This is a genomic window from Acidimicrobiales bacterium, from assembly GCA_036273495.1.
GTDB lineage: Bacteria > Actinomycetota > Acidimicrobiia > Acidimicrobiales > JAJPHE01 > DASSEU01.
Genome location: DASUHN010000052.1, coordinates 1 through 12,600, shown reverse-complemented (window position 1 = coordinate 12,600; position 12,600 = coordinate 1). Strand labels below are relative to the sequence as shown.

The window sequence follows — 12,600 nt, the reverse complement described above, 5'->3', positions numbered from 1 at the left end:
GCGGCCTGGCGGCGGGCCTCGGCCTGGGCATGGGCCCGCTTGGCCTCGGCTTCGGCGTCCTCGGGCGTGGGCTCGAGGTCGGCCTTGGTCGTCACCGGCCGGGCGTTGCGCCGGCTGGCGATGTACCGACCCTCGTTGACGGCTTCGGCGACGATGTGACACATCAACGTGCCGGCCCGGATGGCGTCGTCGTTGCCGGGGATGACGAACTGGATCAGGTCGGGATCGCAGTTGGTGTCGACCACCGCCACGATCGGGATGCCCAGCTTGTTGGCCTCGGTGACGGCGATGTGCTCCTTCTTGGTGTCGATCACGAAGATGGCGTCGGGGGCCCGGGTCATGTCCCGGATCCCGCCGAGGTTGCGCTCGAGCTTCTCCAGCTCGCGCGACAGGATCAGCGCCTCCTTCTTCGGCATTGCCTCGAAGTCACCGGCCGACCTCATCCGCTCGTACTCCTGCATCTTCTTCACCCGGCCGGAGATGGTGGTGAAGTTGGTGAGCATCCCGCCGAGCCACCGCTCGTTCACGTAGGGCATTCCGCATTGCCGGGCGTAGGTGGCGATCGGGTCCTGGGTCTGCTTCTTGGTGCCGACGAAGAGGACCGACCCGCCGTCGGCCACGAGGTCGCGCACGAACAGGTAGGCCGACTCGATGCGCTGCAGCGTCTGGTGCAGATCGATGATGTAGATGCCGTTGCGCTCTCCGAAGATGAAGCGGCGCATCTTCGGGTTCCAGCGCCGGGTCTGGTGGCCGAAATGGACCCCGGCCTCCAGTAGCTGCTTCATGCTGACGACGGCCATCTCTGCTCTCCCATCGGTTCGGCCCGTCACCGGGCTACGCCGGCTCGCGGCGCCGTCTTACGGGCGACCGTGGGCGCGAACCGACGGGTTTGTGCCCCCTTCCGGGGGCGGGAACACCGGCGATTCTAGCCGGGGTTCAGGCCGGCTCGCGCTGGGGCTCGCTCAACCGGGAGCGCAGCTGCAGGATGGCCTTGGTGTGGATCTGGCACACCCGCGACTCGGTGACACCCAGGACCTGACCGATCTCAGCCAGGGTCAGCCCCTCGTAGTAGTAGAGGGTGAGGACGATCTTCTCCCGCTCGCCCAGCCGGTTGATGGCCCCGGCCAGGATCTGCTTCATCTCCTCGACCTCGTAGGCCGCCACCGGGCCCTCACCCTTGTCGGGGATGGTGTCCCCCAGGGTGGCGCCGGCCTCCCCACCCCGGTCCCCTCCGGAGAGGACCTCGTCGAGGGCGGCCAGGCCTACGAACGAGACCTGGTTGTAGATGTCCTGGAGCTCCTTGTCGCTCACACCCATCTCCGCCGCCACCTCGGAATCGGTGGGCGTTCTCGACAGGCGGGCCTCCAGCCGGGCGAAGGCTGTCTCCACCGCCCGGGCCTTGGCCCGCACCGAGCGCGGGACCCAGTCGATGGCCCGGAGCTCGTCGATGATGGCGCCCTTGATCCGGGTGATGGCGTAGGTCTCGAACTTGATCTGGCGGTCGGTGTCGAACTTGTCGATGGCGTCCATCAGCCCGAAGATCCCGTAGCTGACCAGGTCGGCCTGCTCGATGCTCTGGGGCAGTCCGACCGCCACACGGCCGGCGACGTACTTGACCAGCGGGGAGTAGTGGACGATCAGCCGGTCACGGGCCGTGCCCGATCCGGTGGCCTTGTAGTCCCGCCACAGGCCCTCGATAATGCTGCTCTCGTCGTTGTCCATTTGGTCAGTTGGCTGAGGTGTGCCCGGTCAGGCGCGGGGATGGCTGCGCTCGTACACCTGAAGCAGGCGCTCCTTGCTCACATGAGTGTAGACCTGGGTGGTCTGCAGACTGGCGTGACCGAGCATCTCCTGCACCGCCCGCAGATCGGCACCCCCGTCCAGGAGGTGGGTGGCGAAGGTGTGCCGGAGGGCATGGGGGTGCGTGGGAGCGGCGCTGTGGCGGTCGAGGATGCGCCTCACGTCCCTGGTGCCGAGGCGCCGGCCCCGCGCATTCAGGAACACCGCGTCCGGTGGGCTCTCGTCCCCGGCGAAGGCGTCCCGGCCGTCGGCCAGCCACCGCCGCACCGCCTCGACCGACGGAGCGCTCATCGGCACCTGGCGCTGCTTGGATCCCTTGCCCCACACCGTCACCACGCCGCGTGGGAGGTCCAGGTCCGCCGGGGCCAGGCCACAGAGCTCGCTCACCCGGAGACCGCTGCCGTACAGGAGCTCGATCACCGCCCGGTCCCTCAGCTCCCCCGGGGCGCCGGGCACCGGCGCGAGCAGGGCGTCCATGTCGGCCCGGCTGAGGACCCGGGGCAGGCGCCCCTCCCCCTTCGGGGCCGACAGCGCCCGGGTCGGGTCGACGGTGAGGACCCCCTGCTTCACCTGCCAGCGGAAGTAGCGCCGGAGGGCGGCCGCCTTGCGGGCGATGCTCCGCCGGGCGAAGCGCCTCGTCGACAGGTACGCCAGGTACCGCCGCAGCATCACCCGGGTGACGGCCTCGGGCCCGGCGGCGCCGGCGCGCTCCGCCCATTCGGCGAAGGCCGCCAGGTCGGAGGCGTAGGCCGACCGGGTGGCGGCCGACGCCGCCGTGAGCTGGCGGTCGAACTCGTGCAGCGACCACTCCACGCGGCCACGGTACCGGGGGACCCACCGCCGGCCCGGCATCCCCCTCCCGGGACCCACCGCCGGGGCGGCCGGTCAGCGGGGCCGCCGCTCCCACCCCGTGGCGCCGGCGCGGACCCAGCCGTCCGCCTCCAGGCGGTACAGGGCGGAGGCGAGGTCGAGGGCGGCCATCTCGGTGCGCGCCATGACCCGGTCGAACGCGGTCGGGGTGGCGTCCACGGCGGCCAGGACCCGGCGGTCCTCCCCCGACGCCGGCTCGGGGCGTCCGCCTCGGCTCACCCGCCGGGCGGGTCCCGGGCGGAGTGGGACCCCGAGCTCCAGCAGGACGTCGTCGGCGTCGCACACCACACCGCACCCGTCGGCGACGAGCCGGTTGGGCCCGGCCGACGTCGGGCTGGTGATCGGGCCCGGCACGGCCATCACCGGGACGGCCCGCCTGGCGGCGTGGTCCACGGTGATCAGCGATCCGCCCCGGGCCGGGCTCTCCACGACCACCACCACGTCGGCCAGCGCCGCCATGATCCGGTTCCGCTCGGGGAAGCGCCATCTCGCCCCGCCGTGGCCGAGGGGCGCCTCGCTGAGCAGGACCCCGCGCTCGCGGGTGGCGGCCCACACGTCGCGGCTCTCCGGGGGGTAGACGACGTCGAGACCGGTGCCGGCCACCCCCACGACCGGCGCCGTCCGGGCGGCGAGGGCGCCGCGGTGGGCGGCGACGTCGATGCCCGCCGCCAGCCCCGACACGACGACCACGCCGGCCTCGGCCAGGCGGCGGCCGAGCAGCCGGGCCGCGTCCCTCCCGTACCCGGTGCAGCGCCGGGTGCCGACCACAGCGGCGGTGGGGCCGTCCAGGCACCTCAGGTCCCCGACGGCAAACAGCACCGGCGGCGCCTCGGGATCCTCGAACAGCCGGGACGGATAGTCCCGGGAACCGGGCGTCAGGATCCTCACGCCGGCGCGGTCGTACCGCTCCCGGACGCGCGTCGGTGAGGTCTTCTCCGCATAGGTCCGCCATCGCGACGCGGTGCGGCCGGGGAGGGGCCGCTGCGCGGGAAGACGCCACTCGACAACCCGCCGCCACACGAGAGAGGGCCGGGTGTCGATGCCGAGCAGCCAGGTCAGCCGGGCCGCACCGAGCCCGGGAAGACCGGCCAGGGCGGCGACGCAGGCGAGCTCCTCGTCATCCCACTCCTTCTCGCGCCAGATCTCGCTCACGCGACCTGCTCCTTGTCGTGGTCGCGCCGGAACGGCTCGGGTCGCAGCATCAGCGCCATGGCGACATGGCCCGTCTCGACGCGACCCGCACACCCCTGCAGGTCGGCCACCGTCCGCGCCACGCGCCGGACGCGGTGCAGTCCCCTGGCGTTGAGAGCGCCGTTCTCCAACTGGCGCGCCAGGAGGGTCACGGCGTCCGGGGCGAGTGGCGCCAGCTGATCCAGCCATCCGGCTGGAAGCTGGGCGTTGCACGACACCTCGCGCGACCGGGCGAGGCGACGCGCCGCGTTCACTCTCCGACCCACGTCGCCCGACGACTCACCGGGAGGTCCGGTCATCAGCTCGGGGATGTCGGGCTTGTCCATCATCACCCGGAGATCGAAGCGGTCGAGCAGCGGTCCGGAGACCTTCCGGGCGTAGCGCTCCCGGCCGGCCGTGGTGCAGTGGCATCTGTCGCTGGGACCGCCCGTGCCGCACGGGCAGGGGTTCATGGCGGCGACCAGCAGGAAGCGCGCCGGGAAGCGTGCCGTCGAGTGGGCCCGGCACACCATCACCGCTCCCTCCTCCAGCGGCTGGCGGAGACCGTCGAGGATCGAGCTCGGGAACTCCCCCATCTCGTCCAGGAACAGCACTCCGTTGTGGGCCAGGCTGATCTCTCCCGGGCGCAGCCGGTGGGTCCCGCCGCCGATCACCGAGACCATCGACGCCGACTGGTGCGGGGACCGGAACGGCGGCCGGGCCATCAGCCCGCCCCCGGGCACGGTGACCGACGCCGCCGAGTAGATGCGCGTCGTCTCCATCGACTGCTCGGGCGTCAACGGCGGGAGCAGGCCGGGCAGGCGCTCGGCCAGCATCGTCTTGCCGGCTCCCGGTGGGCCCACGAACAGGACGTTGTGGCCTCCCGCCGCCGCCACCTCCAGGGCCAGCCGGCCCAGCCGCTGGCCGCGCACGTCGGCGAGGTCCGGCGGGTCCGGGAGGACGGGGCCAGGGCCGGCCCGCGGCACCGGTCGCCACCTCGCCCGTCCGCCCAGCGCGTCGGCCAGCTCCCGCAGGGACTCGACGGGCCGCACCACCGCCCGCCGGGCCAGGGCCGCCTCCGCCGCCGACTCCGACGGGACCACCACCGCCCGGGTGCCGACCGAGAGGACGAGCGAGAGCACCCCCGGCACCGGCCGGACCGAGCCGTCCAGGCCGAGCTCCCCGATGACCGCACAACCCCGGAGGGCCTCGGCCTCGATGGACCCGGTGGCCACCAGGAGACCGATGGCTATGGGCAGGTCGAGACCGGCGCCGGCCTTGCGTATGCCCGACGGGGCGAGGTTGACGGTTATCCGCCGCAGGATCCACTCGAACCCGCTCGACATGAGCGCGGCCCGGACCCGGTCCCGCGCCTCCCGGCACGCCTCGTCCGGCAGGCCCACCACGGTGAAGCCGGGCAGGCCGGTCGAGACGTGGACCTCCACGCTGACCGGGCACCCCTCTATTCCCTGCAGGGTCGCCGATCGGATCTTCGCCAGCACGGCGCACCTCCTCTCGCATCCGGCGGGTGCTCCGCACCCGCACTCGTCCTCGGATGTCACGGGAGGGCCGTCCGCCGGCCGCTCGAGCGTTGGAGGTGAGACTAGAGAGGGGGTGTATCAGTTCGGTCGGCGGGCGCCGACGGGTCCCCCCGCCCCCCGCGAACGCGAATTGCCCGGCCGTATCTGAAAGTTCGAATACGCACGGGTCCCCGGGGCGAAACGGCCACATCACGTGCCCTCATCGGTGCGGTCAGTGGGATCGTGCCGCCGGAGCGGAAGGGTGCGACCGCGATACGTGGGAAAACACTGGCCGTATATGAAAGTTCACATACGACACGAGAAAAGCATTTTCGGGAGGACGGGGGGGGGCCGGCCCGCCGGGCATCGGGCCTGCTCAGAAGGCCCCTTCGATGACCTCCACGACACCGCCGAGCACCGAGACCACGTCGAAGCGGACGCCGGTGGGGCGGACCGGGGCCGCCTCCTCGATCCAACGGGCGGCCAGGCGGCGCAGCCGTACCTGCTTGGCCCGGCCGACCGCCTCGACCGGGGCGCCGAAGGCGTCGGTCGTGCGGGCCTTCACCTCACAGAAGACGAACTCCCGGCCCCGGCGCACGATGAGGTCGATCTCACCGTCGCGGCACCGCCAGTTCCTGACGACCGGCTCGTAGCCGTGCTCCTGGTACCAGTCGGCCGCGGCCTGCTCGCCGGCCAGGCCCAGCGCCCGCCGGGCCGCGGCGTCGGGAGCGGGGCGCCGGGCCGTGGCGTCGGCCACGTCAGATCTCCTTCTCGGGGATCTCCTCGACGTTCACGTCCTTGAACGTGACCACCCGCACGTTGGACACGAAGCGGGCGGGGCGGTACATGTCCCAGACCCAGGCGTCGGACAACCGGATCTCGAAATACGTACGCCCCTCTTCGTTACGGGGCTCCATCTTGACGTCGTTGGCGAGGTAGAAGCGGCGCTCGGTCTCGACGACGTACCGGAACATCGGCAGCACGGCCCGGTACTCCTGGTAGAGCTGGAGCTCTATCTCGGTCTCGTACCGTTCGAGGTCCTCGGCGCTCACGGTGGCGCCACTGTAGGGCTCACAGGAACGAGGCGTGTCCCGCCGGCCAGACCCGGAACACCGCCCGTCCGATCACCGAGGACTCCGGTATGGCGCCCTCCGGGAAGCACCGGCTGTCGCACGAGTCACCCCGGTTGTCCCCGAGCACCCAGAGCCGGCCGGCGGGGACGATCACCGGACCGAAGTCGGCGGTGACCACGCCCCTAGGCAGATAGGGCTCGGCCAGCCGGCGGCCGTTTATGTACACGTGGCCGCCCCGGGCCTCGACGACGTCACCGGGCAGGCCGATGACCCGCTTGATGTAGTCCTCCGTCGAGGGGGTGACCACACCGATGGCCTCGCCGGCGTCCCTGAGCCACCGCACGACGTCGGGTTCGGTGTTGGGCGCCGGTGCCGGCTGCTGGCTGGGCGGGGCCTGGAACACGATGATGTCCCCCCGGTGCGGGGAGTGCAGGTCGTAGGCCAGCTTCGACACCACCACCCGGTCGTTGAGCTGGAGCTGCGGCAGCATCGACCCGGACGGGATGTAGAACGCCTGGGCCACGAAAGTCTTGACCAGCACGGCCACCGCGACCGCCACCGCGACGAGCAGCGGGATCTCTCGGGCCACTCCCCAACCGCCGGGCGAACCGTCGCGTTGCGCGCCCGGCCCGGCACCAGAAGGCACCGTCAACGGACGGCGCGCTTCTCCTTCACCTTGGCCGCCTTACCGACGCGGTCACGCAGGTAGTACAGCTTGGCCCGGCGCACGTCACCGACGGTGACGGGCTCGATCCGGGCGATGATCGGCGAGTGCACGGGGAACGTGCGCTCCACGCCGACCCCGAAGCTCACCTTGCGGACGGTGAAGGTCTCGTGGAGCCCGGAGCCCTGCCGGCGGATGACCACGCCCTGGAACACCTGGACGCGCTCGCGGTTGCCCTCGACGACCCGGACGTGGACCTTGAGCGTGTCTCCGGGCCCGAAGGCGGGGACGTCGTCCCGCAGGCTGCTGCGGTCGACCAGGTCGGTGGGATTCATGGCGCGGACGGCTCCTCGGTGGATCCGGGGGAGCCATCAGGATAGCCGTGATCGGCCAGCAGCCTCCGGTCATCGGCGGACAGCCCACCCCGGGCGGCGATCAGGTCGGGCCGGCGCTCGAGCGTGCGGCGCAGGGCCTCGGCCCGGCGCCACCGGGCCACCCGGCCGTGGTCCCCCGACCGCAGGACCTCCGGCACGGCCCAGCCCCGGAAGTCGGCCGGCCGGGTGTAGTGCGGGTACTCCAGGAGCCCCTCCGCGAAGCTCTCCTCCTCCGCCGACGAGGCGTTGCCCATCACCCCGGGGACCAGGCGGGCAACGGCGTCGGTGACGACGATGGCGGCGGCTTCGCCCCCGGCCAGCACGTAGTCGCCGATCGACAGCTCCTCGTCGACGAGGTGGTCGACGATGCGGTGGTCGACCCCCTCGTAGCGGCCGCACAGGAGCGAGAAGCCGCCCAGTGCCGCCAGGCGGTGCACGCCGTCCTGGTCGAGGGGCCGGCCGGCGGGGGTGAGGAGGATGAGCGGGCGGGGCGGGTCCACGGCCTCGACGGCGCCGAACACCGGGCCGGGGGCCAGGACCATCCCGGCGCCACCACCGAACGGGGTGTCGTCGACCGAGCGGCGGGGGTCGGTGGCGGCCGAGCGGAGGTCGTGCACCCGGAGGTCGAGGACGCCCTCGCGGCGGGCCTTGCCGATGAGGGACTCCGACAGCCAGGCCTCGAGCATGCCCGGCAGGACGGTGAAGACGTCGATGCGGAGGCCGCTCAACCGAGCAGCCCCTCGGGGATCTCCGCCGTCACCGCGCCGGGTCGGCTGTCGACGACGAAGCGCAGTGGGACCAGCCCGCCGTCCTCCAGGACCAGCAGGTCGCTGGCGGGGTTGGCCTCGACGGCGACGATGCGGCCCCGGTGCCGGCCGGTGGTGTCGAGCAGGTCGGCGCCGATCAGCTCGTGCACCCAGAGGCTGTCGGGGTCGGCGACGGGTGGGGCCTCCAGCACGGCGTCCCGCAGCGCCTCGGCTCCGCTCCGGTCGGTGACACCGGCGAACGAGACGATCCAGCGGTTGTGGTGGGGCGTGGAGGCCGCGACCGTCAGCTCCCGCTCCTGCGCGCTCTCGGGAGGAGCCGCGCGGGTCCACAGCCGGCTCCCCACCGCGAGCCGCTCGGTGCGGTTGGTCCACAGCTCGACGATCACCTCGCCCCGCAACCCGTGGGGGCGGGCCACCATCCCGACCTCCAGCCGGCTCACCGGCCCGGGATCAGTCGACGATGTCCACCTGCACGTCGGCGCCGTCCCGGGCCCCGGCGGCGCGGACGAGGGCGCGGATGGCCTGGGCCACGCGGCCCCGGCGCCCGATCACCTTGCCCATGTCGTCAGGGGCGACGTGCAGGCGCAGGGTCACCCCGTGGCGTCCCTCCTCGACCTCGACGACCACCGACTCCGGGTCGTCGACGATGGCGCGGGCCACGTAGTCCAGGACGGCCGTGGCCACCCCCGCCGGGATCCGGTTGCCGGAGGCCTCGTCCTCGTCGTCGTCGTCGAACCCGTCGTCGGGCCCGAGCTCGTCGTCGTAGGCGTCGCTCACCCGGCGCCCTTGCGCGACTGGAACTCGTCCCACGCACCCGAGATGCGCAGCAGCTTCTGCACGACCTCGGTGGGCTGGGCCCCCTGCGTGAGCCACTGCACGGCCTTGCCGTTGTCGATGTTGACGACCGACGGCTCCGAGCGGGGCTGGTAGGTACCGATGATCTCGATGAAACGGCCGTCGCGCGGGGAGCGGCCGTCGGCCGCGACCACCCGGTAGGTCGGCTGCTTGGTCTTTCCCATGCGCATGAGGCGCAACTTCACTGCCACGTTGGTGTTCCCTCTCCGAGGTAGTCCTGCATCTCGCGAATCTGACGGAGCCCCGCCATGGCCCCACGGGGGGTGACCCGCCCGCCCTTCTTGCCCTTCTTGCCCTTGCCGCCCTTGCCCGGACGCGCCGCCCCGAAGCCCATGGCGGACATCATCCGCTGCATCTCCTTGAACTGCTTGAGGAGGGCGTTGACCTCCGACGTCGAGGTGCCGCTGCCGGTGGCGATGCGCAGCCGGCGCGAGCCGTTGATCACGCCCGGCTCCTGGCGCTCCGCCGGCGTCATCGACTGGATCATCGCCTCGACGCGCGAGAGCTCCCCCTCGTCGATGTTGGCGTTGCGCAGCTCCTTCGGCATTCCCGGCATCATGCCGAGGATGCCCTGCAGCGGGCCCATCTTCTTGATCTGCTGCATCTGCTCGAGGAAGTCCTCGAGGGTGAACCGCCCCTCCTGCAGGGCGGCGGCGGCCTTGGCGGCGGCATCCTCGTCGTAGGCCTGCTCGGCCTTCTCGATGAGGGTGAGGACGTCACCCATGCCGAGGATCCGCGACGCCATCCGGTCGGGATGGAACGTGTCGAAGTCCTCGAGCTTCTCCCCGACGGAGGCGAAGGCCACCGGCCGGCCCACGACCTCCTTCACCGAGAGGGCGGCGCCGCCCCGGGCGTCACCGTCGAGCTTGGTGAGGATCACGCCGTCGAGCTCGAGGGCGGCGTGGAAGGCCTCGGCGGTCGTCACCGACTCCTGGCCGATCATGGCGTCGATGACGAGGAAGGTGTACTGCGGATGGACGGCGGCGGAGATGCGGCGGACCTCGTCCATCAGGTCCTCGTCGATGGTGAGCCGGCCGGCCGTGTCGATGATCAGGACGTCCCGGCCCAGCCGCTCCGCTTCGGCCCGCGCCGCCCGCGCCACCCCGACCGGGTCGGTCGGCTCGCTGAACACCGGCACCCCCGCCTGGGACCCGAGCACCCGCAGCTGCTCCACGGCGGCCGGGCGCTGCAAGTCGGCGCCCGCCAGGAGGGGGTTGCGGCCCTGCTGTCTGAACCAGCGGCCCAGCTTGGCCGCCGCCGTCGTCTTACCGGAGCCCTGGAGGCCGGCCAGGAGGATGATCGTGGGGGGCTTCGGCGCGTAATTGATCCGCAGCGCCTCCCCGCCGAGGACCCCGACGAGCTCCTCGTGGACGGCCTTGATGACCTGCTGGGCGGGCGTCAGGCTCTTCGACAGCTCGAGGCCGACGCAGCGCTCCCGGATGCGCGCCACCAGGTCGCGCACCACGTTGAAGTTGACGTCCGCCTCCAGGAGGGCCAGGCGGATCTCGCGGAGGCCCTCGCCGACCTCGGCATCGCCGAGGCGGCCGCGGCCCCGAAGGCGCGTGAAGATGCCCTCGAAGCGGTCGGACAGGGACTCGAACATGCAGCCGGTCAGGCTAGGCGGTGAACAGGGCCTCCACGAACTCCTCCGGATCGAAGTCCACCAGGTCCTCCGGCGCCTCCCCCACCCCGACCAGCTTCACCGGGATGCCGAGCTCGGCCTGGATGGCCAGGACGATGCCCCCCTTGGCGGTGCCGTCGAGCTTGGTGAGGACCACCCCGGTGACGCCGACCGCCTCAGCGAACTCCCGGGCCTGGATCAGCCCGTTCTGCCCGGTCGTGGCGTCGATGACCAGCAGCACCTCGCTCACCCGACCGGGGTCGCGCTCGGCCACCCGCCGGATCTTGCGCAGCTCCTCCATCAGGTTGACCTTGGTGTGGAGGCGGCCGGCGGTGTCGGCCAGGACCAGGTCGGCCTGCCGGGCGGCGGCCCGCTGGACGGCGTCGAACACGACCGCCCCCGGATCGGAGCCCTCGGCCCCCCGAACCAGGTCGGCGCCGACCCGGCGGGCCCACAGCTCGAGCTGCTCGGCGGCGGCGGCGCGGAAGGTGTCACCGGCCGCCATGACCACCCGGTGACCTTCGGCGGCGTGGCGGAGGCCGAGCTTGCCGATGGTCGTGGTCTTCCCGACCCCGTTGACCCCGACGAACAACCAGACGTTCGTAGCCCCCTCGGCCAGCTGGAGGGACCGGTCCCCCGCCGCCAGGTCCTCGACCAGCTGGGCCCGCAGGGCGGCCAGCAGCTGGTCGGGCGCGGTGATCGACTCGGCCTTGACCCGCTGGCGCAACGAGTCGACGAGGGCGCCCGTCGTGGCCACGCCGACGTCGGCCCGGATCAGCGCCTCCTCGATCTCGTCCCACGTGGTCTCGTCGATCGTCGAGCGGGACAGCACCGAGCCGACGTAGCCGGACACCAGGGCCCGGGCCTTGCCCAGGCGGTCCCGGATCCGGGGCCGGGGCGGAGCGGCAGGGGCCTCGGGGGCCAGCTCCTCCGGGAGCGGAACCTCCCCGGGAGGGGCCACCACCTCGGGGGCCAGCTCCTCCGGGAGGACCTCGACTGGGGGTGGCGGCGGGGCCGGAGGAACGGGGGGCGGCGCCGGGGGCGCCTCCAGCATCCCGCCTCCGCGCGAGCGGACCAGCACGGCCGCGCCCACGACGAGCACGAACACGGCCACCAGCACGACCACCACCAGCAGGGTCATCGCTTCCGGAGCCTAAACGGCGCGGTCGCCGGGCTCAGACGGGCGTGGTCACCCGCTCCGAAACGACCTTGGACGACCCGCCCGGCTGCATGGTCACGCCGTAGAGACAGTCGGCCGCCTCCATCGTCCGCTTCTGGTGGCTGACGATCAGCAGCTGGGCCTCGTCGCGGAAGTCGTGCACCAGGTCCAGGAACCGGTGCAGGTTGACGTCGTCGAGGGCCGCCTCCACCTCGTCGAGCAGGTAGAAGGGGCTGGGCCGGCTCCGGAAAACGGAGAAGAGGAAGGCGATGGCGGTGAGGGACCGCTCGCCGCCGGACAGCAGCGACATCCGCTTGACGTTCTTGCCCGAGGGCCGGCCCTCGATCTCCACGCCGGTGTCGAGGAGGTTGTCGGCGTCGGTCAGCCGCAGCCGGCCCGCTCCACCGGGGAACAGCGTCGCGAACAGCTTCTCGAAGTTGTCGGCGACGTCGGCGTAGGCGGCGGCGAACACCTCGATGATCTCGGTGTCGATGGCCCGGATGACCTTGGCCAGCTCCCGCCGGCTGGACTTCACGTCGTCGAGCTGGCCCTGCAGGAACTGGTGGCGCTCCTCGAGGGCGGAGAACTCCTCCAGCGCCAGGGGGTTGATCGGCCCCAGCAGGCGCAGCTCGCGCTCGAGGTCCCGGAGCCGAGCCGAGGCGGTGGTGCCCTCCGGGATCGGTGGGCACGGGGCGGCCTTGGCGGTCTCGGGCTCGCAGTCGAGCTC

Annotated in this window: 16 protein-coding genes; all 16 read right to left on the bottom strand. The window is 72.3% G+C overall.

Annotated features, from left to right (window positions below; all coding sequences use genetic code 11):
* Positions 1-800, bottom strand: an 800-nt coding sequence (rpsB, locus tag VFW24_02095; protein ID HEX5265539.1) for a 30S ribosomal protein S2, incomplete at its 3' end; no start/stop codon positions are given.
* A gap of 136 nt (positions 801-936) precedes the next feature.
* Positions 937-1,722 carry an RNA polymerase sigma factor WhiG gene (whiG, locus tag VFW24_02090; GenBank protein HEX5265538.1) on the bottom strand — a complete coding sequence of 262 codons (786 nt, stop codon included), beginning with the start codon at positions 1,720-1,722 and terminating at the stop codon, positions 937-939.
* Positions 1,723-1,749: 27 nt separating this feature from the next.
* Positions 1,750-2,613: a tyrosine recombinase gene (locus VFW24_02085; GenBank protein ID HEX5265537.1), complete on the bottom strand. Its 864-nt coding sequence runs from the start codon at positions 2,611-2,613 to the stop codon at positions 1,750-1,752.
* A gap of 72 nt (positions 2,614-2,685) precedes the next feature.
* Positions 2,686-3,822: a DNA-processing protein DprA gene (gene dprA / locus VFW24_02080; protein HEX5265536.1), complete on the bottom strand. Its 1,137-nt coding sequence runs from the start codon at positions 3,820-3,822 to the stop codon at positions 2,686-2,688.
* Positions 3,819-5,342, bottom strand: coding sequence for a YifB family Mg chelatase-like AAA ATPase (locus tag VFW24_02075; protein ID HEX5265535.1), 1,524 nt, complete (start codon positions 5,340-5,342; stop codon positions 3,819-3,821). Before VFW24_02075 ends, dprA begins: the two co-directional genes overlap by 4 nt.
* Before the next feature lie 394 nt (positions 5,343-5,736).
* Positions 5,737-6,117, bottom strand: coding sequence for a YraN family protein (locus VFW24_02070; protein HEX5265534.1), 381 nt, complete (start codon positions 6,115-6,117; stop codon positions 5,737-5,739).
* Between the two features lies 1 nt (position 6,118).
* A complete protein-coding gene (locus VFW24_02065; GenBank protein ID HEX5265533.1) occupies positions 6,119-6,412 on the bottom strand; it encodes a DUF2469 domain-containing protein in 294 nt (97 codons plus the stop codon).
* 19 nt (positions 6,413-6,431) lie between these two features.
* On the bottom strand, positions 6,432-7,022 hold the full coding sequence (gene lepB, locus VFW24_02060; protein HEX5265532.1) for a signal peptidase I: 591 nt from the start codon (positions 7,020-7,022) through the stop codon (positions 6,432-6,434).
* Between the two features lie 59 nt (positions 7,023-7,081).
* Positions 7,082-7,432: a 50S ribosomal protein L19 gene (gene rplS / locus VFW24_02055; GenBank protein ID HEX5265531.1), complete on the bottom strand. Its 351-nt coding sequence runs from the start codon at positions 7,430-7,432 to the stop codon at positions 7,082-7,084.
* A complete protein-coding gene (trmD, locus tag VFW24_02050; protein ID HEX5265530.1) occupies positions 7,429-8,199 on the bottom strand; it encodes a tRNA (guanosine(37)-N1)-methyltransferase TrmD in 771 nt (256 codons plus the stop codon). The genes rplS and trmD overlap by 4 nt, the downstream gene beginning before the upstream one ends.
* On the bottom strand, positions 8,196-8,678 hold the full coding sequence (rimM, locus tag VFW24_02045) for a ribosome maturation factor RimM (protein ID HEX5265529.1): 483 nt from the start codon (positions 8,676-8,678) through the stop codon (positions 8,196-8,198). The genes trmD and rimM overlap by 4 nt, the downstream gene beginning before the upstream one ends.
* Before the next feature lie 10 nt (positions 8,679-8,688).
* Positions 8,689-9,015: a KH domain-containing protein gene (locus VFW24_02040; GenBank protein HEX5265528.1), complete on the bottom strand. Its 327-nt coding sequence runs from the start codon at positions 9,013-9,015 to the stop codon at positions 8,689-8,691.
* Entirely contained in the window at positions 9,012-9,284 is a 273-nt protein-coding gene (rpsP, locus tag VFW24_02035) for a 30S ribosomal protein S16 (protein ID HEX5265527.1), read from the bottom strand. The genes VFW24_02040 and rpsP overlap by 4 nt, the downstream gene beginning before the upstream one ends.
* Positions 9,275-10,696, bottom strand: coding sequence for a signal recognition particle protein (ffh, locus tag VFW24_02030; GenBank protein HEX5265526.1), 1,422 nt, complete (start codon positions 10,694-10,696; stop codon positions 9,275-9,277). Before ffh ends, rpsP begins: the two co-directional genes overlap by 10 nt.
* Positions 10,697-10,709: 13 nt before the next feature.
* Positions 10,710-11,855, bottom strand: a complete 1,146-nt coding sequence (gene ftsY / locus VFW24_02025) for a signal recognition particle-docking protein FtsY (protein HEX5265525.1) — start codon at positions 11,853-11,855, stop codon at positions 10,710-10,712.
* A 34-nt stretch (positions 11,856-11,889) separates the two neighbouring features.
* The coding region (locus VFW24_02020) for an AAA family ATPase (protein ID HEX5265524.1) at positions 11,890-12,600 on the bottom strand (711 nt) is incomplete at its 5' end.